This window comes from Alcanivorax limicola, from assembly GCF_019931215.1.
Classification (GTDB): domain Bacteria; phylum Pseudomonadota; class Gammaproteobacteria; order Pseudomonadales; family Alcanivoracaceae; genus Isoalcanivorax; species Isoalcanivorax limicola.
This window is the reverse complement of sequence record NZ_JAIOUB010000001.1, coordinates 1,221,046-1,242,496: the sequence shown is the minus strand read 5'-3', so window position 1 is coordinate 1,242,496 and position 21,451 is coordinate 1,221,046. Positions and strand designations below refer to the sequence as shown.

Sequence of the window (21,451 nt, the reverse complement as noted above, 5' to 3'; positions counted from 1 at the left end):
TGTCCGGCCAGGATCAGGGCGTTTCGTCCTCATCGCCCTCGTCTTCTTCATCGTCTGCGGTGCTGCCATCCCAGCAGGATGTGCGGCTGTTGCTGACACGCCAGCAGCCACTCACCGTGACCAGCTGCGGATTGTCATCAATCGGCGGGCCATTGAAGCTGCTTCTTTCCTCAAACGTCAGCTGGAAATTGGCATCTTCCACAGAGTCAAAATTGACGTAGCCACTGACGGCTCTGAAAATTCTCTCGTGATCATCATGGGTGAGACAGTTGGAGTTGCTGCCATCGGACTGCATCTGGTAATTGCTGAGCAGACGGAACGTGGGCTGGCTCCCGCTGGAGGCGGTCACTGTACCGGTGATGTTGGATGGTGCCCGGAACAGCAGCGTCCATTTCGAATGTGTGTTTGAACTGTCGAGATCATAGACGGCCACCTGATACCAGAAATCTTCATTGGTATTGCAGCGCGCACCGCCGAACCCATTGACCTCATCGTCCAGATCAATCGTGTCTGGATCGGGTGACAACATATAGCCGGTCAGGAAGCTGCGGTTGTCGTCTGAGCCACCACACGCCGTCAGCATGGCGGCGGATAACAGTATTGTTGTCAGATAACGCATCTCAAAAACCCCAAAAAATGAATACCCCGGATTCTGGGCTGGTCTGTAGCGACATTCAATCATCCATCACAGCACAAAAGCGGAAACCCGTCGCATATCCGCTATCCGACCCTGCACGTCACGAACCCTATTCAATATCTGCCGCCCGTAGGGTGTGCTGAGCCTTGGCGAAGCGCACCGGTAGCCCGAGTTCACTGCCCAAACCCTGGTAGTAGCTGCAAGTGTTCATGGTGCGCTGGTGCGCCAGTCCGATTCGCCAAGGCTCAGCACACCCTACGGGGGCTACGGGGGGTTATCGCCAGGGTTGGGGGCGGAGGGTTTTGGGGAGGTAGAGGGGGTGGGCGGGTTCGCCTGAGGTGTTCAGGCGCAGGATATGGCAGTCCGGCAACATGCGCCGCACGCGGGCGGCGCGGTCCAGGTGCAGGCCGTGGTTGCCCCAGCCGGCGACGACCACTTCCGCGTTGGCGGCCAGGCGTCGCAGCCAGTAGTTGTTGCGCGGGCCCACCGGATCGGCGGCGCCCTTGAGGTCTTCCGGGTAGGTCGCCCGCCAGGCAAACAGGTTGGCCACACACAGCCCGTCATAGCCCCAGTCCCGGGCAAAGCCGATGCAGCGCCGGATGGTCGGGTCATCCTGCAGATGGTCTGCCGTGGAGGGGTTCAGGCCGATGATCAAGGCGTAACGGCTCGCTTCCGGCGGTGTGGCGGCGGCGTCATCGCCCCACCAGCGCCACAGGGCATAGCGGTACTGACGGCAACGGGAAAATCGGGCATCACGTTTCATGGCGCGCATCTTACCCGTGCCACCGGGCCAAGTGCCAGCCAGGGCCCCGCCGAGCAAAGGCGCTCAAGGGGGTGATATTTCCGGTCAGTGTGTATCCCCGCAGAAAGCGCTAGTGTCCGGTGCTTATAAACAAGCCACACAAACAGCCACGCAAGCAAGCGAGAACAGACCATGGAATTCAGTGATGTGCTGCAGCAGCGTCGTAGTATTCGTGCATTCAGCGACACCCCGGTATCTGAGGAGGTGATTGATGCGCTACTGACCCAGGCGCTGGAATCGCCCAGCTGGTCGAACACGCAGCCTTATAAAGTGGCGGTGGCCCGGGGCGCACAAGTGGACACCCTGCGCCAGGCACTGAGTGAGCGGTTCGCCCGGGTGTCGACCTTGCAGCGTGCGCCAGCCTGGAAAAAACTGGCAGCGGCGGTGCGCGGTGGTGTGCTGCCGGATGGCGATTTCAAACCGATTCTGAAATACCCCAGCGATCTGCAACCGCGCCGCGTGGCCACCGGCCATGGTCTGTATAACCTGCTGGGCATCGAACGCGGCGACCATGCCGCCCGCGATGCACAAATGGCGCGCAACTTTTCGTTTTTTGATGCGCCGGTTGCGCTGTTTATCTTTGCCCACAAGGGCCTGGGTGCCTATTCAGCGCTGGATGCGGGCATTTTCCTGCAAAGCCTGATGCTGGCCGCTACCGATCAGGGGTTGGGCACCTGCGCCCAGGGCGCCCTTGCGTTGTGGCGCTCACCGGTGGCGGCAGAATTCGATATTCCGGCGGACTACCAATTGCTCTGCGGTGTTTCACTGGGATACCCGGCAGACGATGTGGTTAACAGCTATCGCCCTGAGCGCCGCTCCCTGGCGGATCTCAAGGTGCCGTCTCGGTAAACGCGCTGGTGAAAGCCCAGGCAAAGGTAATAGGACGTAAAGCGCGGTTGATAGCCCGAGGGGTGAGGATCAGACTGGTAAACACTGTAGCGCATCCGGGAGAGTGTCATGACTGATCATCACACCTACAAGAAAATCGAAGTTGTGGGTTCCTCAAAGAAAAGCATCGAGGATGCCATCAACAACGCGCTGGCCGAGTGCGCCAAATCCGTCAAGATGATGGAATGGTTCGAAGTGACGGAAACCCGAGGCCATATCGAGAACGGCAAAGTCGGCCACTATCAGGTCGGCCTGAAAGTCGGCTTCCGCATCGAAAACAGCTGAGTCAGGCGCCCGCACTGCCCGCTGCCGGGCGCCGCAGCGCGCGCCAGCCGCGAGTCAGCAAACCGGCTGGCGTCTCTGTGGCCAGCATATCGCTGCGGCGTGCCGTGACAGTGTCAGCGTCATCCGTGGCCATCAGATAGGGCAGCAGGCAGCGCGCCAGATCCAGCTTCGGCTGATAGTGCATGAACAGCCCACTCAACGATCCGAACACCCGCGCCAGCAGAATGAAATCCGCCGGCAAGGTGTCCACCGGATCGGCGTTGGCCTGATGCAGCAGATCCCGGGCCCGGCTCATCAATTCCTCCGGCGTAGGCCACAAGGCGCCATCCTGACCGCGTAATGCGGCATCCCGGAACTGGGTCAGCAGGGCATCGGCGAACGCCAGCAGCGTGGCCGGCTCGCCACTGCGGGTGGCAAAACCAAGACGGTCCAGTTCCTGCGCAATCGTGTCACTATCGCCGACGATCGCCGCTTGTAGCACCCGGAAATAACGCTGGCGCCGCTCGTCGGTGAACACCGCCGTGCAACCGAAATCCAGCAGCACCAGATCACCGTCGTCGCTGACCATCAGATTGCCGGGGTGCGGATCGGCCTGGAACATGCCCAGCCGCAGCACCTGCTTGAGATACACATCCAGCAACCGCCCGAGCAGGCTTTCTACCGTGGCGTTGTCGCCGGCCTGGTGGGCTTCCTCCAGTACCGTGGTGAATTTGCGGCCATGGATGAATTCGCTGGTCATCACATGCGCGCTGCACAGCTCTTTCACTGGCGCGGGAACGTGGACCCCCGGCATGTCTTTCAGTGCCTGATTCATCTGTGCCGTGATGCGGGTTTCGCCCGCGTAATCCAGCTCCTCGCGCACGCTGCGCTCGATCTCGCCGACAATGGTGCTCATGTCCGTGGGCGGCAACAGGCTGCTGACGCTGTCCATGAAAATCCCCAGCAGCGTCAGATCCAGCTCGATGATGTCGCTGAGCCCCGGGCGCTGCACCTTGACGGCCACCTCGCGCCCATCGTGCAACCGGGCCCGGTGAACCTGGCCGATGCTGGCACAGGCCAGCGGCGTTTCGTCGAACTCGGCAAACAGGGTGGCCAGCGGCGCGCCCAGATCGGCTTCGATCACAGCGCGAATTTGCGCCGGCGCTTCCGGCATGGCCTGGTCCTGCAATACCGCAAGCTCTTCGACCCAGGCCGCAGGCAACAGGTCTGGCCGCGTGGACAACAACTGGCCGATCTTCAGAAAGGCACCGCCCTGGGCCAATGAGGTATCCCGGAATCGTCGTGCATTGCGCCGATGCAGCTCATGCAGTGCGGCGTCCCGGCGCCCGGCGCTGATAAAGGCACTGCGCGTGCCCCAGAAGCGGTAGCTGGTGGCCACCCGCGTGAGCATCCAGCCGGTGATTGTCAGGCGCTTGAGGCGCGCGGGCCAGCGCTTGGCTTCGTTGGAAAAGTTCTGGTATTCCGTGGCCATATCGCTGGCGCCGGACTCGACCAGGCGCCAGCCCTCGCGGGCCTGCTCGGCCAGAGCCCGGCCCTGCCAGGCCGCCTTTTCCAGCGTCTTGATGCTGGCATCAAGAATCGTCAGCCAGGCGCGCAGGCCGCCGTCGGTGCTGCGGGCATCGGCGAAATCGTGCAGCGCCTGCCAGCGAGACGTTTTGTCTCCTGCTGGGGCGGATGTCGCGATAGCGCCCGTCGTCACTGCGTTTGCCTGTTCCGTTGAGTCAGCCTGACGCATGGTGTTGTCCTCTTCTATCCCGGAAAAATGTGCCCCGGAAAAATGAGCCCGGAGAAATGTCATATTTTGTAGTACAAATCAGGGTAAAAAAACGGCGCTCGACGAGAGCGCCTGTTTTCAATGCGTGATTACAAGGTCGTGATGCAGTCACCACACAGCCAGACGGCCGGTGCGCCGGGAATACTGCTCAGGCCCCGGAAGGCACGCTGCCCGCGCTTGAGCGCGACGCCGCACTGCACACAGTGATCGGCGCGGTTGATGATCACGTCCTGCCAGGCATCCACCGCCTCCAGCAGGGCAGCAGCTTCGTCGCCCCCCTGGGCAGCGGGGACCCGCGGCGAGGCGGCCTCACTCGTGCTGCCACTCATACTGCCAGGGGCGCGCTCGCCCCGGGCAGACGCCGCGAGCCGCTTGGCATCCCGCGTCACATTGCCCACCAGGCTGGCGGAATCGGCGACGATGTTGTCCACCAGGTTGAAGGTGTCTTCCAGCACATGACGGATCAGGTGGGACACGCTGACGCGCTCGCGCTCGGCGGCGTCTTTCAATGTCGTTTCCAGGTCCCGGGGCACCCGGGTCTGGATCACACGATCCTTGCGTTCCGCGTCTTCCGAGGGCTTGCGGCCCCGGCGACCTGTCTTGCTGCTGTCCGCCATGACGGTTTCCACGTAGACAATGAGTGGGCTGGCAATTGATGTAGTACAAAATACTACAGCGGGTCAGCTGATCACGTCAACGCACAATTCGAAACCGATATGATCGGCCAGAATGGCCATTTCCCCTTGGGGGGCGACCACCAGCCAGGCCGCATTCTGCTCCTGCGGACCGTCTGGCGACTGCAGATGGTAGTAGCACAGCTCGCCGGCGACGGGATGCTGCCCCCGCTGCGGGCTGTCGCCCAGATAGGCCTGGTCCACGCACTCGCATGGAAAGTAGTGGTGCCCACCGAGCACGATAGTGCGTTCGCTCTGGGCAATAACATGCCCCTGCCAGATGGCTTTCATGGTGCTCCCCCGGAAAAGGGCAGGCGGCACAGGGTCCGGACTGCCTGTTTGATTGCCTGATAATAGTTGAATCAAATTCAAAAAATAGGATGTGCATCAGAATACCGGAAATCGATGCCGCTGGAATCGGGATTTCGGCCCAGATGGAACGCCACAGACAGGTATACTCGTGCGTCCCATTGCCAACCGGCAGCCCACTGCCAGATACAGGAGTCCGGATGCACAGCCTGATACTTGTTCCCCGTTTCTACGAAACCGATGCCTTTGGCCACATCAACAACACCGTTGTGGCCGGCTGGTTCGAAACCGGGCGCGCCACCGTGTTCGAGGTGTTTGCCGAGCCCGACGACGCAAAGAAAATGCCGTTGATCCTGGCACGTATCGAAGTGGATTTCGTCGCCCAGATCTACTACGGCACGAATGTCGAGATACGCACCTGGATTGATAGCATCGGCAACAGTTCTTTTCATGTCTGTCAGGAAGCCTGGCAGAGCGGCGCTTGCGTCGCCCGAGGCAGAGCGGTGCAGGTGTATTTTGACCATGCTACCCAGCGCTCGGCACCGCTTCCGCAGGACAAGCGCGAGAAACTGGAAGGGCTTGCCCTGAAAAGTGGCCAGTAAAAGGCGGGCTGTAAAACACTGCGGACTGTAAAACACTGAAAGTACTGGGCCGGGCGCCACCGACGGCGGAACATGCGGGCGGCGGTTCCGGTCCCAAAGGGATAGCAAAAGAGTGGCCACCAAGGAGATTGCCGTGCATCGCATCGTTGTACCCCAGCCCCGTCAGCGCACTCATGGCCTGCAGCGCCTGTGCTTTATCGTGATGCTGCTGGTTGGCAGCATGGCCACTGCTGCGACACTGCCGGAAACAATCACGGTCGACGACATCACGCTGACACTTAACGGCGAGGGCCAGCGTAACAAGTACCTCATGAATGTCTATGTTGCGGGCCTTTACCTGCAATCCCGGGAACAGGATGCCGAGGAAATCATCCGGCGCGACGAGGTGCAGGCGGTACAGCTGACCATCACCTCGTCGCGGGTGACGCAAAAACGCTTCATGGATTCCATCGAAGACGGCTTTCGCAAATCCGCCGGCGACGACTACCCGGACTACGCGCCCTTTCTTGCCGAATTGCGTGAAGACATGGCGGACATTGACATAAAAGACGGCGACGTTTTTCGTTTTATCTATCGCCCGGATGAGGGCACCCGTTTCCTGCGCAACGACGAGACCCTGCGGGTAATCGAAGGCCTGGATTTCAAACAGGTGCTGTTCGGCATCTATCTGGGCAAAGACCCCGTTCAGGATTCCCTCAAGCGCGATATGCTCGGGCGCTGATACAGGCCATACAGGCACGGTCAGCGCCCGCCCGGCTATGTCAGCGCCGTAAAAACGTATACAGCGTGTCAGGTTCCTGAACCATCGGCTCGGCGGCCAGCGGGTGATCGCTATCCGTGTTGCCAGCCTGCTTCATCATCGCCTCCACGAAGATGCGCCACACCGGTACAGGTACACCGGGGTAGGGCGCCACCGTGACATCCATGCCGATCTCGCGGGTGCCGAAATAATGCCTGGAAAGCAGAATGTCGAGCCCGTCATCCTCCAGCGGGTGCGGCTCGCTGAATATGGGCAAAGACCATTTGGCGGCCTGATACAGCACCGTACCCATGACCGAGCCTTCCTTGCTGTTGGCGCCTTGGCCGGCACCGCCGCCGTCGCGGCCGCTGAGCACTGAGCCGGTGACACTCAGCAGGGCATTGATACAGGGCGTCACAACGCTGCAGATCGCTTCGGTAATGGGTTCCAGCGCACTGCGTGGCATGTGCAGGATGACAAACGGGTAGTGGTAATTGATGCGGCGATTGCCGGGATAAACCATGGTGTAGGGGACGGACGGGGTGGCGGTAATGCCGAGCCGGGAACACAGCTGATCGGCATCGATGGCTGCAGCGCGGGTTGAAACACTGGCGGGTAGGACCAGCCTCTTCATGGTGACCTCCTTGTGCGTATGTCGTAGTGACGTTTTACGTTGCGATCGCATCCTGCGTCGCAAGCTGTGGCTAGATTACGGCACTGCACGGGGCCTTGTCACGGGGCTCAGGTCTCAAAACGGTTCATGTTTCAAATCGGCTCATGTTTCAAACCGGTGGGGCGGCAACATGATCTTCGCCAGCCGCAGACCCAGCATGGTGGTGTCGCCGCGATAGCGCTCGCCCCCGGTTACCGTGAATTCGAACTGATAAACCCGGCGCATGCACAAGCGCCCGTTGTCGTCCCGCGCCGGACGCGCACGATGCAGTGCGACCGACTGGTCCAGCAGCACCAGCCCTTCACGCTCGCAGCGTTGCCGCGTGGCGATAAGTGCGCGCTCACGTACCCCTTGGCCCCGCCAGATCAGCGCGCCGGTGGCAAACGCCATCGCCAGTAACAGAAGTTGAAAAAGAGTCATGCCATAGCATACCGCATACTCAGGCTGGCGGCTGCGGCTCGCGCCCGCCCGGCAGCAACCGGCTCTCGGCAAACCGCACAAACTGCCGCGTGCGCGCCGGCAACGATTTGCGGCTGCCATACACCATGTAATAGTCCAGGTTTGGCAGCGTGTACTCCGGCAGCAGCTGCACCAGCCGCCCGGCGCGGATATCGGCTTTGGTCTGCTCATTATTCAGCACCGCGATACCCATGCCCTGCATGACCCAGCTGTACAGCACATCAATACTGTTGGTAAACATATTGCCCTTGACGTGTGTAGTGCGAGTGCGGTTTGCCGTGCGCAGCGGCCAGGTTTCCTTGAACGCCCCTTCGCAATCCAGCACCAGGCATTGATGATGCCGCAGCTGCGACGCATCAGTGATTGGCCCGGCTGCCGCCAGATACTCGGGCGTGGCGCAAAGGTAGCAGGGGTTATCAAACAACTTCTTGGCCACCAGGTTGGAATCCGAGGGCCGGCCCAGCACCACCGCCACATCACACCCGTCGCGCACGAAATCCACATGCCGGTCATCAAACTGCATTTCGATTGTTACTTTCGGGTACATGTCACCAAACTCGGCGACCACACTTTCGAACACCCGCCGCTTGAGGCTGGTGCTGATCACCAGCCGCAGCGTGCCGATCGCCATCTGGCCGTAGCGATGCACCGTTGTTACCGCATCATCCAGTTCATCGAAAATACCGGCGAGGCGTTGATACAAACGGTAACCCACCTCTGTCATGCGATTGGAGCGCGGGCTGCGATGTAACAGCTGCGTGCCGATGTCAGCCTCCAGGCGGTCCATGCGTTTTTTGACAGAGGCAGGGGCCATATTGATACGTCGCGCAGCGCCGGCGATGGTGCCTTCCTTGACGATAGCGACAAACACATCCAGATCAGTAATGCGGTTCATGAGAAATTCCCTTTTTTCTGGCGGCAGCCTGTAAAAGCTGCCTTTCCGGTCGGTTAAGGGTCCCCGTAGACGCCTGAAAATTCAGGCTTCATAAAAACAATGATGGCACTTTGACATCACTTTTTGGTGCCGTCTTTTAACTATAACTTTCAACTTTTATTAAATAATCCCATATCTCCGATGGGTATATGATGCTGTAGTCGCTCGTGCATTTCTTATAGCACATATTCAAAAGGTGTCGATATATTCCAATATACTCCATCCGATAAGTGGTCCCCGTAACCCCAAATATGATCAATGCAGGTTTTCCTTTTTTTGCGTTTTAGTTTGCTTGCCGAGTTACTAGTCTGTGATGGACCTCGCAGGCTTACCGAAAAAAACATGTGCGTGGCTTGGCAGGTATTGGCTGTGACATCTGCGCTACAGCGTTGTCGCACAAATTTTCTTCGCGAATAAGAAATCTACAGGAGATTCACGACATGGGGATATCACGATTTGGCGGTGCCCTGTTGGGTGCCGGTGCGCTACTTTCCCTGAGCGCCGGAGCCTCAGCGGCCATGAGCAACTCGGCATCTGCCTACGGCATTCTGCCCAGCGACATTGCATCGGCCCAGGCGTTGTCACTGTTCGGTAGTCAGGCGTCCGCGGTGTTCTACAACCCCGCCGCATTGACCAACGATTCCCGTAGCGAGCTCACGGGTGCAGTCTTCCACGCCGAGCACGACCTGAAGTCCAACGGCAACACCATCATGAATACCCCGTCGCAACAGTTACAGTTGGGCCTGAAAACGGATCTCAGCTCGATGAGCACCATCGATCACCCCATGTTTCTGGCGGTGATGCTGGGTGCCGAGAAATACACCCAGGAGCTGATGGCCTTTTCGTCCGAGACATCCGAGGATGGTCAGTATCTCCGCTACGGCCGCCAGCCCCTGTTCTTTACAATAGGTGTGGGCACGAATATCTGGCGCGGTATTGATTTCGGTGTTTCTTTCCGTCTGATGTTGCATGCTGATGCAACACTTGATACGCGTTCAACACTGGCTGGCGACACCAGCCACGAAAGCCTGACCGTATCCGCCAAGCCGGTGCTGCGCTCGATCTTCGGCCTGAACGTCAACTGGGGTGAGACCTTCTGCGGCCGGGCCGATTGCTGGGCTGACAAGCTGGAAATGTCTCTGGCTTACAGATCCTCTGCAGATGCGCGTACCAAGGTTGATTCGAACGTTACGGTACCCGGCACCATCCCTGCACCGGGCCTTAACCTGAATATTTCCACCATCGATGGCTACCACCCTGAAACCACCGCCCTCGGCTTCCTGTACGACTTCGGGCGCACCCGCCTGGGTGTCACGGCAGAATATCAGGCATGGTCGCACCTGCAGCATTCCTTGCGTAATGACACCATCAACGGGGCTGGCAATCTGCGCCTCCAGGACACCGTGATCCCGCGAGTGGGCGTTGATGTCGCCCTGAATGACCACCTGACCTTTACCAGCGGTGTGGCCTATGAGGAGAGCCCGCTGCTCAGCACGCGCAATCCTGATGTGAACTATCTGGATGCAGACCGTTGGGTAGTTGGCCTGGGCCTGGCTGCAGAGATACCGCCGCTGCCGTTCATGGCGTATCCGGTTCGCCTGGACTTCGGTTACCAGTATCACCACATTGAAAAACGTACCTTCCAGCTTGAATCGAGCCACCCCAACACACCGCCTGGCGTGCACGGCACTGCTGAAACCAAGGGCGATGTACAGGTGTTTGGCGGCTCAATGACACTGAAATTCTGATGGCAGGTATCGGAGAATGACAATGAAACGACTGATAACGATAGCGTGCCTTGCGGCACTCGCAGGCTGCGCCGGTGATACCGACGATGCCGCGAAAGCGCAGCAGGAGCAACGCGAACAATGGGAGGCTCAGAACCAGAGCCTGATATACGCCTTCCCGGATGAAGGACAAACCGAAGTGCCGGTGCCATCACCGGTGGTGCTGCGTTTTTCAAGCCCTGTGATGGAAACAGCGCCTGTGATCACGCTGCAGGAAGTCGGCGGTGACCCCGTGACGGGCCTTGACCTGGAATGGGTGGATAACAAGCGCGGCATGATCATCACACCGGACAGCAATCTCAAGCCGATGACCGATTACGTCGTGCAGATTCCGGCCATCGAGCTGGAGAAAGGCATTGCTCCCGCCAGAACCATCGCTTTCAGCACCCGGGCACTGTTTGAGGGGCCGCGCAGCCAGGTGGGCGGGGAAACCTTTGAGATCACCCGGATGATCCCGGATGGCGAGCAGTACCAGATCATGGACTTCTCCAGCTTCCGCCTGCAGTTCAGCCAGCCGCTGGACCGCGGTACCGTGAAGTATGGCAATAGCGCCGAGTCCACCGTGCAGCTGATGGGCCCGAACGGCCTGGTAGATGCGCACCTGCTGGTCAGCGGCCGTTATATGACCATCGACCCGAAATCGGAACTGACGCCCGGTGCAGACTATGCACTGAATATCACCACTGGCCTGGCCAGTATCTATGGTGACACCCTGCCAGGCGGCGGCTTCGGCAACCCGGGCGGCACGCTGGCGGTCAGCTTCCCGATCACGCCACAGAATACCGGTGCGCCGGGCACGGGCGAACGTGTCTCCATGGTGCAGGATGTAGCCGATACCGGCGAGACATCGCCCCTGACGGGCATGCCGATCAATCTGGTGCCGATGGCCTCCGTGCTGCTGGGTGAGGACACCGCAACCCAGGCCAGCGGCACGCTGGCGGCGGAGCTGGCCTTTGCGCCTCACTTCCCCGATGAAACCCCCTTCCGCGTCAAGCGCGGTTCGCTGATTGAAGGTGCCTCCATTGATGTGCGTATCGGTGGCGAAGTCCCGGCAGGCTTTGATTCAGGCGACGTACGCATCGAGTTTCTGTCGGACGCCGTCGGCTATCTGTTGCCAAGCCCCTACAGCAATCTGGATGACGTACCGCGCCAGGTTCGTCTGTTCATGGATGTTTCCGTATCCACGGCTACACCCAGCGCCAACGGCGCCATTACGCAAAATATGCTGCATATCGAACTGGTAGGTACGGCCATCGTGGAAGAGGGCCAAATGGTGATCAACGCCGTAGGCGTGGTAGAGCCCAATGTGCTCGGCAGCGAGCGTGCCAAAGGCCTGCTCAGCTTCTATATGAAAGCGTTTGAAGATCAGGATAACCCGCCGGTGGTCATTGGCCACAGCACGTCACCGGTACTGCAAAGCTGGACCCTGGGCACCAACGCCCTGACCGGCGAAAACAAGGCCCTGCAGGCCAAGCCGGGCGACCCGCTGATCTTCAACTTCGATCAGGCCCTGGACCCCGAGAGCGTAGCGGGCAATGTGCGCCTGTTCCACAACAACGCTCCGATGGACATCGAGTACTTTGCCGATGGTGCAGCACTGGTGGTCAAGCCGGCGGCGGTACGCGAGGAAAGCAATGAAGGCACCACCATTACTCGCCCCGGCTTCCAGCTGAGCCCGGCCGATGCACCCAACATCTACCGTGTGGAAGTGGATGGCGCTACCAACCTGGCGGGGGATATGGCGGTTGATTTGCCGTTGGTTGAGGAGTTTGAACTGGCGACTATTGTGCCGGACTATGATTTGACCAGTCCTGAGTTGGCGCCAGATTTTACGACATCAGTGCTCTGGCGCGATCGCCGGGAGACTCCCCATTCTCCGGTTATTCTGGCCGCCTATCCAGGCTTCCCATGCGCCCTGCAAGAGGAATTTATTGAAGCGGGCGGGTATACCGGGCTGTTTGATGGAACGACAGATATTGGGCAGACCTACCGTGATTTGGCCGGGGGCGTGGCGGGAATGTGTGCCGGCGGCGCACCGGAAATCACCGACGGCTTGGAGAGAGACAATCGTGCCGCAGATGACCGGGTGCCGGTGATGGATATGCCCGCCAACCGACCGATTATTATCGCCTTCGGTAAGGAAATTGATACGTCTACTATAGTTTTGGGGGAAACACTCGTGGTGGAGCGTATCGATGAAAACGAGCAGCCGCTAGGCAACGTGGCCGGAACGGTAGAAATCTCAGATATGACACTATACTTCCGCCCAACGGATCCTTGGCAGGAAGGCGAGCTGTACCGGTACACACTGAAGTCCTCCGGTTGGGCGATTTGTCGATCGTCAGGGAGCAACCCCACGCATCGCTTGGTGGCGAATGATGCAACGGAAATTGAACCATGTGTAACATCAATTCTGGCAGACCACCGTACATTTCAGTGTGGGGTGGATGCGGTATGCGATACCGAAGGGTTGCCTGTGCGTACTATGCCATTAGGCATTAATACAATGAGGAAATTGAGTAGCCCGAGCGCGAGCGCCATCAGGCATTACAGATGGGGTGTCCAAGGTCCTTCTGCCACTTCAGGTGGACCGGATATGACGCACTTCTTCCGAGGCACAACGCCGAGCGATCATGTCTTGCAGGTTCTGCGAACACAGCCGGTTGCAGATACCAACAGAAACTTCATCAGTGAGCGTTCCAATATCGGTGCTGGAGATCTGGATGCGATGCTTGCAATCAGGGATGTCGGCGCTATGTTTGGGCTGGGTTCAGAATCTTGGGATATTATATCATCAGGAGAATTCGACTATCCTGTCGAGGAATATGGTCCTGAGGGCCCACTAGAAGCTGGAAGCACAGGCCTTTACCCTGCATATGACCCGGACGGTCGGGCACCCGCGAAGAACAGCGTAAAAGTACTATCTCGCTTCGATTCCCAAGGGACAGGATTTGACCTGAGCGGGGCGAACGTAGGGTGCAGCCATGATTCTGACGTCGAATTCGACCCTGCTGTGGGATTCAGCAGTGAGATTCGCGAGCCCTTCGAGTGCCCCGAGAACAAGTTCAGCTATCTTATGTCGGCCGTGATTGCAGAAGTTACCGACGAAGTGACTGCGCAGGGCGTTAAAGTCAAGCTGTGGCCGTCTGTTGTGATGGGTACTTCACTTGATCTCTTTATCCGAACCGATTTTCTCGGTGCTTTCGATTACATGGCTGGCACTCTCTCAGGTGCGCAGATCTTGCGTATGCGTTACTCGGGCGACCATGGGAATGAGGCGATCACTGGATGGATATCTGAGCAGGATCAACGTGCAGTAATGCGCTCTGACATGGAGCTTTACATGGATGCGCCATATGCATCTGAGTGGGCACCCATCAATAATCCTATTAATCTGATATCATATCCTATCCAGATGAGTCTGGAAGGCGAAGTAAACTTTTTTGATGACGGCAGGATGGAAGTCGAGCAGTACAATATCAACTTGATAAACCTTGATGCTGAATTATGGACATCTACGGGGGCGGGCGCTGGGGAGAAATCAGGGTATATTGATCTATTTATTCCGGAGTATGGAAGCCGCATAAATATGATATCTGAGCCGATAAAGTAGATTGTTCATGATAAAATAAATGTTATTTTTAGAAGGGCTCTTTGTGAGCCCTTTTTTTATGGGGCTGAGTGCTCCAGAGCCAGGGAGCCCCCTGTAAGCTTGCTGTGACTAACAAAGTGAAGCGCAACCGAATTAGGATTGCCAGTCATTGGCGGAAGTGTGGAGAATAAGCCGCGAGTGGATGAAGAAGAATCGGATGGAAGGCATGACCTTTATATGTCCATGGTGAAGCCGTATGTATACGGCGATTGTGCGGCGGAGGTGTGTGTTTTGCTTGAGGCGTTCTTGTTTTGTATCCGAAGGAGGATGCATGGAGTAGAGGAGGAGGAGGTCAGCAGAGGCCGTAGTGGTTGCTATGGCGGAATGAAGGGCCAAAAAATGCACTTTTGGTGAGAACGACTTCGCCACACAGCAGAGCTGGAAGTGGTCTACCTTGGTTGGCTGAGTGTGCCGCCTCTCTCATTGCCTCAACTTTCCGAACAGTCCTGTGCGGACATGTTCTCCGGCTGGTATGGTAGCGGGTAAGTCAAGAAATGCCCGGCATGTATCCTGGTTAAATATTGGATCGTGCCGGGAGCTGAAAATCAGTAAATAGATAATGAAGTGGCATTGGTAAGGGTTGAGACGCCGGTGAAGTGGCAGCCTTGGTTGTTCTCCATGCAGTCGAAGACGTTGGAGTCAAAACTTAGGTTTGCTCCTACGCCGGATGTGAAGATCATATCATGCATGTGACCATCAGTGATCCTCGGGATGAAAAACACAGTCATATCTATATTTCCAATATTAAAGGCCAGCGAGGATGAGCTGTGACTGTACGGTATGAAGCTATCGCAATCGTCTATGAATGGGCAATGAGTGGAGATGGAGGGATCCTTTGCATACCATGGGAAGCCGCCCATTTCGATGGTGGCACAAGGGAAGCCGCCAGTGACGGAAGATGAATTTATCTGTATGCCTATTCGCCATTCGTCATTCGCATCTTGACACTTTTTGACTTTGCCGCGCAATGTTAGCGTGCAGTCTAGGTCTAGGCCACTGCAGCTCCATTCCCATGGGCCGGCGAATTCGAAGTCCTCGCCGGTAGTTGGCAGCCCGTACCAGGTGTCAGCCCCTCCACCAGTGCCATTGACGTGATATGTGTTGCCACTTACCTCTGTTTCAATGCAAGGTGCGGTGGAACCGCCGCTGGCACTGCACGGACCAGCATCCCAACCCGATGCTATTAAGGATAGCGACCAGACAGTGGCGCCTAGGAATGTAGATGCAACGAATCCTGTCCTCATCGTAATCTCTCCTTTGGTAAAAGATTTGAGGATTTCTTTAATATGAAATAGGAAATAAAGGCATCCAATAAAAAGCCCCGCATAACGGGGCAGGAAAGGGAAGGCGTCCAGCGCTTGACTGAATGGAACATGGTAGCGCTGGACGCAGAGATACCCTTTATTATCAGTGGATATCGAGCGAGGTAGCGTTGGTAAGGGTAAGAACGCCCTCTACGCTGCAGCCAAGATCGTTCTCGTCGCAGTCATAGAATTGCGAGTTGAAAGCGAAGTTGGCGCCGGCGCCCGGAGTGAATACAACACCATGTACGTGCCCGTCTCTGACACGTGGAATAAAGAGAACTGTGATATCAATTTCTCCGAAATTCGCAGTGTAGTCAGACGCATTGGGGTCATAAGGAATAAAGTTGTCGCAGGTGTCCGTGAAGGGGCAGTGAGAGGTAATGGTGGGATCCTTGGCGAGCCACTCGAAGTTGCCGAGAACGACAGTGCCACACGGGAAACCGCCAGATACGTTGGATGAGTTCACCTGCACGCCGATGCGCCAGGCGCCACTGGAATCTTGACACTTCTTCACTTTCCCGCCTAGGGTCAAAGTACAGTCTAGATCCAGGGAGCCGCAGCCCAGCTCTGTCGGACCGCTGAACTGGAAGTCAGCACCGGTGGTGGGCAGGCCCTTCCATACATCTGCATACGCACCGCTACCGTTGAAGTGATAAGTGTTGCCACCTACTACCGCTTCGATACAAGGCGCCGGGCCGCCGGGAGATGGGCACGGGCCCGTATCCCAAGCCATTGCCATGCTGGAAAGCGACCATGCCGCGATGCCCAAAAGCGTTGAAATTGCGAGTTTAATCTTCATGATTACAATCTCCGTAATTGTTTATATGATTGGGTGTTGCAGAATTAACGTAGCAAGAATTTTGTCTTTGTTCCGCTGTTCAAAAGGGTTTTGTTTTGTTGTTTATTTCATTCCCTTTTCATTCAGTGTCTTAACGAATTTCTTAAGCATTAATATGGCAAAGTGCCACTATTAAAATATGCTTCGAATGCAGACGGAGAGATAGAATTTCAGTGCGGACTATGCGTTTTCTGTAAGGTGTAGCGCTATGGAAGCGTATGTTCTTCAGATATAGATCAGCCTGCATGTCAACGTGACCATGCAGGCCAGGGGCTTCAGTTCTTGATGCCAGCCGTGCTGGCGATACTTGCAATAACCTCATCGGGGGTCATGTGGCCGCCTAGGCTTCTGCCATCCTGGCTATATACCGAGGGAGTGCCCCGTACGCCCAGAGATTGCGCCATGCTGTATTGATCGGCGATGGGTGCTCGACAAGGCATTATCTGCTGCGTAAGGGCGTTGCCGGCCTTGACTTCAGTGATGGCGGCCTGTGGGTTCTCGGCGCACCAGACTCTGGCCATGGTGTCGGCGACAGGGGTGGTGATCCCAGAGCGCGGCAATGCCAAGTAGTTCACGGTGATACCCCGCTCATTGAGTTCATCCATATTGGCGTGGAATCGCTTGCAAAACCCACAGCTAACATCTGTGAAAACAAAGATTTCATGTTTTTCCTCCCCGGTGGCAGGGAAAGTAATCAGGGTGCCGGGGTCGAGCTCCTGAAACATCCGGGCTCTTTCCTGCTTCACCCTTTCTTCAGTGAGATCGACTAGCGAATCATCCGAGAAAGCAAGTAGCCTCCCAGAGAAGATATGCTCGCCGCCCGGCGACGCGTAGAGGTACTCACCGTTACTGAGCCTTATTTCTTTTACGCCGTGGACCTGGCTGTCGGTGACGCTATCCACGCTTAGGCCGGGGTTGGTGATTGAGAGTGCTTTTACCACCCGGTCACGAAGATCGGCGGTGGCCAGGCTGGGCAGTACAAGTGCGATGAGTAGTATATTGATGATACAACGATATGGTTTCATGGGTGCGCCCCCTAATAATGGTGGTTATCAGCTGTTGTCGATGACTTCAATCAGTTCGAGTTCGTAGATCATGGTTGACTGCGGTAGGACTTCGTCGCCTCGGCCATGCTCGCCGAATGCCAGTTCGGGTGGCAGAAAGACACGCCATTTCTCACCCTCTTTCATCCGCGTGAGGGCCTCCTGCCAACCGGGAAGGGCCATGCCCATGCGCACGAGCATGCCGTCTCCCTGGGCCAGGCTGCTCTCGATAACGGTGCCATCATGCAGGGTGCCAAAAAAATGGACGCGTACGGCGTCGCGCGCCCCAGGGGTGGCGCCGTTGGCTGAGCTAGTCAGGCGTTCGTACTGCAGGCCACTTGGCAAGACTTCGATATCTGGACGTTGCTTGTTTTGTTCCAGAAAAGCCTGGCCGGCGGCTGCGTTACGGGTGATCTCAAGTTCTTTCTCCTCTTCTTGTCGTTGGGTGATTTCTGTCTGGTAGGCCTGGGAGGCCGCTCTGGCAGCCTCGTGATCCAGTAGCATCTCATTGCCTTCCAGTTCGTCACGCAATGCCTGTAGGAACAGGCTTGTATCGAGGTGATTCTCCGTCAAGTGACCTCCGACCTGTTGTCCGAGAAACATGCCGACGGCATAAGAGGCTTTTTGCTGGTTGGTTTCAAGCTCGGTGGTTTCTGCGGGGTTATGGCTGCATCCCGCCAGAAGAACGAAAGGCAGGGCTCCCAGGATAAAATATTTCATGTCTTCTCCTAGTTTTTCTATCCAGTATTGTTTTCGGGTCTAATGAGCTGCCAGAAAAGAGAACTCTAATCGCGTGATATCACTTTGATATCATTTTTTGTTGCTGTCATCATGTTCTGGCTCTGCTCTCTGTTGGTTAGGTATATTGCGATAAAGTTTCTTGAAATCATGTTGGATCATATACATTTTTTATCATCTGTAAAATTAAGGGGATGAAGGCAAAATGCCATCATTAGTGATTTTTTCGTTTAATTGGTGGGCTATTTCTGAGGGCGTGAGTATGGCCAGTACGATGATTAAATATATATGTATGTTTCTACTGGTTTTATTTTTTTTGTGTATTATTTTCTTATACATGGAAGATGGAGATGGCACGAATAATGCGAGTGATGAGCGGCAGTCTCATGCATTGATACCGGAAGTGCCCGCTGACTTTGGTGTACTCCCGGGGCCGGAGGTACGATATGCGTCCTCATCTGCAACGAAGGCTTCTGAGACGCCGCAGCTTGTCGAAGAGTTGGAAGATGATACGCGCAAGCTGCTGGCCGTTTTCCACGCTTATAGCAGCTTGGCGTCTGCTGTCATCCTGACGGAGGGGCATGGTGCGAACCGATATCGGGTTGGCGAGGCGTTGCCCGGCGGTGGTGCGCTCTTAGCTATATATCCGGGCAAGGTTCTGATCGGGGAGGGCGAAAGGCGTGTAACACTTCGCATAGCCTTAATGGCGCCGGGAGAGCAAACACAATCGGTAAGCACCGGAAAGAATGATGTGGAAGAGAGAAGGAATGATGGACCAAGGATGGCTTGGCAGGTGGGGCATATGCTTAGTACGCTCGATCTACGACCGATAAGCGACGACTCTCCGGAAGGCTATCTCTTCGGCGATGGCCTTCCAGAGGTCTGGAGGGAAGAGTTCGGCGTTGAGCCGGGTGACGTTATTCTGGCGGTCAATGGCTATCCTGTCGGAGAATACAGCAGCAATTACCTTGTGTGGCTCTCTTTTAAGGACACGCATCGAGCGAGCGTGCTGGTCCGGAAGCAGGACGGTGCGGAATTCACTATTTATTATCCTGAGGACGTAAAAGGTGTCAGCTTGCCTCGCCGCTGATGGAGGCGCCCGGCATGAGCTAGGTTCCTGTTTTCCTCTCTCTCAATTTCTCGTCGATGAGCGCTTCAAATGACTTTGATCCGGTCAGGCCGCCGCTGGCCAGGGCGCTTTCGATATGGCGGATCTCATCCACGTTGAGCCCGCTTGCGAGGTACTGCCGGTAGTTTGCAATGCGCTCCTTTCTCTCCTGGCCCAGTGCAGCATAATCCGGATGATCATCGAGCCAGTCAGTGTCGGATTTCCCGACCCGCATGCGGTAGCTGCTGTAGGGATACTGATGCGGTGCACGAGCTAGCCCTGCCAGCGCTGGCAGGCGTTCGATGTAGTGCATGGTGGTGAGAAACCATTGCCCGGGCTGAACCGGGCTTGATCTGAACCGGCGCTCCCAGGGTGATTCGCCCTCACACAGCCGGACGCCACGTGTTACGCGGCAAGACAGCGCCTTCACAAATTGCGAGAGCGCGTCGGCCTCAGCGGTTGGCGTGACGAGCAGATGTATCCTGTCCGGCAGCAGCGCCCAGGCGTGTATGTTGACGGGGTTATTTTCCCGCAGCGTGTATAAATGACCAATGCAGCGGATATAGTCTGCGCGGCGGCGCAGAAGCTGCATCTTGTTTGCCGTCTTCCTGACGATATGATGAGGAACGCCAGAGACGAGCAATCTATCTCTTTCAGACATGCTTTCCCCCACACGGGTTGTCCAGATAAAACACATAAGGAATACTGTTTTTTATGTCTTTGTATTATTCGAAACACCAGGCTGGATAAGCTCGTTCGAAATGCGCTTCGTGCACTGGATCTTTCTCTGTTATCTGATGCTCTACAGTACGCCGTAGTGCGCCAAAGACCAGAGCAATAAAAGGAAATCTTATTTTTACGATAATTAGTAGTCGGGCGAGTATGTCCAGGAGATGGGCGATTTTAGTGAAACTATTTTTTCTGAGGTTAAAGTAAAGGAAAGGTTATATTTACTAAATATTATGCTGGCATAATGCCATTACTTTCAGTGCACAATAATAAAAATCCTGTACGCGTTCTCTTACAGAAAAATAGGATATTCGCCATATCGCCGCTGGAGCACTTCTTGCGAGCATACTCCCCACGGGCGCCGGTCAAGGATTGACGCGTCGGCATCCCTAGGCCGGCACGGCGCCCGTACTTCCCCAGGATCAATACAGCCACAGGCATCAGTTAGCGAATGCCGTAGCCCCTGACCGCCAATGCACTTCAAGGAGGAGGTCATGGCCAGGCACCTTCGCAGGTTTCTCTGGAATCACTCCCTACAAGCACTGCATTGGATGCTGCACTCGAAGAGTGTGGTGGGCCGACAGGCCCGGATGCGGGCCAACGGTTCTGTTGCGGCAGGGCTCCCCAGTTGCATATTAGCAAATATTGTTGAAGTCTAATAATTTGGCCTGTATTATAAGATAACTGCGCAAGGGATGGCAGATGTATAGTATTGATTGGACGAAAACAGCTATCAAGCAACTAAGAAAAGTTCAGCCGGAGAGACAACGCAAGGCGATTCTTGTTGCGGTGGAGGGACTGGATAGTTGCCCAACCAACGCTGCGAACGTCAAGGCACTAAAGGGGCATGAGGTGGGCTACCGTCTGCGGGTTGGTAGCTACCGGGTGCTGTTCGATCTGGATGACGGTGTACGGATCATTACGGTTCAAGAGGTGAAAAAGCGAGATGAGCGGACCTACTGAAGTCGCAAAAGGCAGGGCACAGATTATCTGCGACACAAGTGGCAACCCACTGTATGCCGTGGTGCCGTTCGATGAATATCAGGCGCTGGTTGATGCTGATAGTCGCGTTACTATTCCGCATGAGGTCGTGGCTCTGATGATTGAAAAAAATATCAGCCCCATGGCTGCATGGCGCAAGCATCGCGGGCTTTCCCAGGCGCAATTGGCCGACAAGCTGGGGGTTACCCAGGGCGCTGTGGCGCAGGCTGAAAAGAGAGGTAACAAACCCCACATTGAAACTTTGCGCTCCTGGGCAAAGGTGCTTGGCTGTGACGTGGCGCAGTTGACGGAGTTGGCGGATTAGGATGAACGAAAGGGAATAAAAGGGTCAGGCTTCCCAATTCTCACAGCGTCTCGCGCCAGTCAGTCTGCCTTGCCGGGATGGCAAACACGGATGAATCGGGCGCTGCATCTCTTCCTGGAGGAGCATAACCCAGCTGATTTATAGGCTGCGAATACTGTTTGCTTTTCGCG

Annotated in this window: 21 protein-coding genes; 9 read left to right on the top strand and 12 right to left on the bottom strand. The window is 56.4% G+C overall.

Features of this window, described 5'->3' with window-relative positions:
• Positions 1–13 precede the first annotated feature (13 nt).
• Together K8B33_RS05505 and K8B33_RS05500 are read right to left on the bottom strand one after the other, a co-directional pair.
• The gene (locus K8B33_RS05505) at positions 14–619 is read right to left on the bottom strand and encodes a hypothetical protein (RefSeq protein ID WP_223424208.1); all 606 of its coding nucleotides are present in this window, start codon (positions 617–619) and stop codon (positions 14–16) included.
• 292 nt (positions 620–911) lie between these two features.
• The gene (locus K8B33_RS05500) at positions 912–1,400 is read right to left on the bottom strand and encodes a DUF1643 domain-containing protein (protein ID WP_223424205.1); all 489 of its coding nucleotides are present in this window, start codon (positions 1,398–1,400) and stop codon (positions 912–914) included.
• Between the two features lie 171 nt (positions 1,401–1,571).
• On the opposite strand from K8B33_RS05500, the gene K8B33_RS05495 reads away from it, so the two are divergent.
• Complete coding sequence (locus K8B33_RS05495; RefSeq protein WP_223424203.1) at positions 1,572–2,288, top strand: nitroreductase; 717 nt, start codon at positions 1,572–1,574, stop codon at positions 2,286–2,288.
• Between the two features lie 108 nt (positions 2,289–2,396).
• Entirely contained in the window at positions 2,397–2,612 is a 216-nt protein-coding gene (locus K8B33_RS05490; RefSeq protein ID WP_223424201.1) for a dodecin, read from the top strand.
• A 1-nt stretch (position 2,613) separates the two neighbouring features.
• Here the strand turns inward: K8B33_RS05490 and K8B33_RS05485 are convergent, their stop codons facing one another.
• From K8B33_RS05485 to K8B33_RS05475, 3 genes are all read right to left on the bottom strand, one after another.
• Entirely contained in the window at positions 2,614–4,347 is a 1,734-nt protein-coding gene (locus K8B33_RS05485; protein WP_223424199.1) for an ABC1 kinase family protein, read from the bottom strand.
• A gap of 128 nt (positions 4,348–4,475) precedes the next feature.
• Positions 4,476–5,003 carry a hypothetical protein gene (locus tag K8B33_RS05480; RefSeq protein ID WP_223424197.1) on the bottom strand — a complete coding sequence of 176 codons (528 nt, stop codon included), beginning with the start codon at positions 5,001–5,003 and terminating at the stop codon, positions 4,476–4,478.
• A gap of 63 nt (positions 5,004–5,066) precedes the next feature.
• Positions 5,067–5,351, bottom strand: coding sequence for a DUF427 domain-containing protein (locus K8B33_RS05475; RefSeq protein WP_223424194.1), 285 nt, complete (start codon positions 5,349–5,351; stop codon positions 5,067–5,069).
• A gap of 218 nt (positions 5,352–5,569) precedes the next feature.
• Between K8B33_RS05475 and K8B33_RS05470 the strand changes: the two genes are divergently transcribed.
• Both K8B33_RS05470 and K8B33_RS05465 read left to right on the top strand, forming a co-directional pair.
• On the top strand, positions 5,570–5,971 hold the full coding sequence (locus K8B33_RS05470) for an acyl-CoA thioesterase (protein WP_223424192.1): 402 nt from the start codon (positions 5,570–5,572) through the stop codon (positions 5,969–5,971).
• Positions 5,972–6,083: 112 nt separating this feature from the next.
• On the top strand, positions 6,084–6,692 hold the full coding sequence (locus K8B33_RS05465) for a chalcone isomerase family protein (RefSeq protein ID WP_223424190.1): 609 nt from the start codon (positions 6,084–6,086) through the stop codon (positions 6,690–6,692).
• A gap of 40 nt (positions 6,693–6,732) precedes the next feature.
• On the opposite strand, the gene K8B33_RS05460 is transcribed toward K8B33_RS05465, so the two are convergent.
• From K8B33_RS05460 to K8B33_RS05450, 3 genes are all read right to left on the bottom strand, one after another.
• Positions 6,733–7,344: a hypothetical protein gene (locus tag K8B33_RS05460; protein ID WP_223424188.1), complete on the bottom strand. Its 612-nt coding sequence runs from the start codon at positions 7,342–7,344 to the stop codon at positions 6,733–6,735.
• A gap of 141 nt (positions 7,345–7,485) precedes the next feature.
• Complete coding sequence (locus tag K8B33_RS05455) at positions 7,486–7,803, bottom strand: DUF3301 domain-containing protein (RefSeq protein ID WP_223424186.1); 318 nt, start codon at positions 7,801–7,803, stop codon at positions 7,486–7,488.
• 19 nt (positions 7,804–7,822) lie between these two features.
• On the bottom strand, positions 7,823–8,737 hold the full coding sequence (locus K8B33_RS05450; protein WP_223424183.1) for a LysR family transcriptional regulator: 915 nt from the start codon (positions 8,735–8,737) through the stop codon (positions 7,823–7,825).
• Between the two features lie 479 nt (positions 8,738–9,216).
• Here K8B33_RS05450 and K8B33_RS05445 point away from each other — a divergent pair, with 479 nt between their 5' ends.
• Together K8B33_RS05445 and K8B33_RS05440 are read left to right on the top strand one after the other, a co-directional pair.
• Positions 9,217–10,524, top strand: coding sequence for an OmpP1/FadL family transporter (locus K8B33_RS05445; protein ID WP_223424181.1), 1,308 nt, complete (start codon positions 9,217–9,219; stop codon positions 10,522–10,524).
• Between the two features lie 22 nt (positions 10,525–10,546).
• The gene (locus tag K8B33_RS05440; protein WP_223424179.1) at positions 10,547–14,176 is read left to right on the top strand and encodes an Ig-like domain-containing protein; all 3,630 of its coding nucleotides are present in this window, start codon (positions 10,547–10,549) and stop codon (positions 14,174–14,176) included.
• Between the two features lie 1,446 nt (positions 14,177–15,622).
• On the opposite strand, the gene K8B33_RS05435 is transcribed toward K8B33_RS05440, so the two are convergent.
• The 3 genes from K8B33_RS05435 to K8B33_RS05425 all read right to left on the bottom strand — a co-directional run bounded on the left by K8B33_RS05435 (position 15,623) and on the right by K8B33_RS05425 (position 18,120).
• Entirely contained in the window at positions 15,623–16,318 is a 696-nt protein-coding gene (locus K8B33_RS05435) for a hypothetical protein (RefSeq protein WP_223424177.1), read from the bottom strand.
• A 314-nt stretch (positions 16,319–16,632) separates the two neighbouring features.
• Positions 16,633–17,382 (bottom strand): DsbC family protein, encoded by a 750-nt coding sequence (locus K8B33_RS05430; protein ID WP_223424175.1) that lies wholly within the window; start codon positions 17,380–17,382, stop codon positions 16,633–16,635.
• A gap of 27 nt (positions 17,383–17,409) precedes the next feature.
• Positions 17,410–18,120 carry an FKBP-type peptidyl-prolyl cis-trans isomerase N-terminal domain-containing protein gene (locus K8B33_RS05425; protein WP_223424173.1) on the bottom strand — a complete coding sequence of 237 codons (711 nt, stop codon included), beginning with the start codon at positions 18,118–18,120 and terminating at the stop codon, positions 17,410–17,412.
• 223 nt (positions 18,121–18,343) lie between these two features.
• On the opposite strand from K8B33_RS05425, the gene K8B33_RS05420 reads away from it, so the two are divergent.
• Positions 18,344–19,228, top strand: coding sequence for a type II secretion system protein N (locus tag K8B33_RS05420; protein ID WP_223424171.1), 885 nt, complete (start codon positions 18,344–18,346; stop codon positions 19,226–19,228).
• Positions 19,229–19,247: 19 nt separating this feature from the next.
• On the opposite strand, the gene K8B33_RS05415 is transcribed toward K8B33_RS05420, so the two are convergent.
• On the bottom strand, positions 19,248–19,907 hold the full coding sequence (locus K8B33_RS05415; protein ID WP_223424169.1) for a transposase: 660 nt from the start codon (positions 19,905–19,907) through the stop codon (positions 19,248–19,250).
• Between the two features lie 770 nt (positions 19,908–20,677).
• On the opposite strand from K8B33_RS05415, the gene K8B33_RS05410 reads away from it, so the two are divergent.
• Positions 20,678–20,938 carry a type II toxin-antitoxin system RelE family toxin gene (locus K8B33_RS05410; RefSeq protein ID WP_223424166.1) on the top strand — a complete coding sequence of 87 codons (261 nt, stop codon included), beginning with the start codon at positions 20,678–20,680 and terminating at the stop codon, positions 20,936–20,938.
• Complete coding sequence (locus tag K8B33_RS05405; RefSeq protein WP_223424164.1) at positions 20,922–21,281, top strand: helix-turn-helix domain-containing protein; 360 nt, start codon at positions 20,922–20,924, stop codon at positions 21,279–21,281. Before K8B33_RS05410 ends, K8B33_RS05405 begins: the two co-directional genes overlap by 17 nt.
• Positions 21,282–21,451 lie beyond the last annotated feature (170 nt).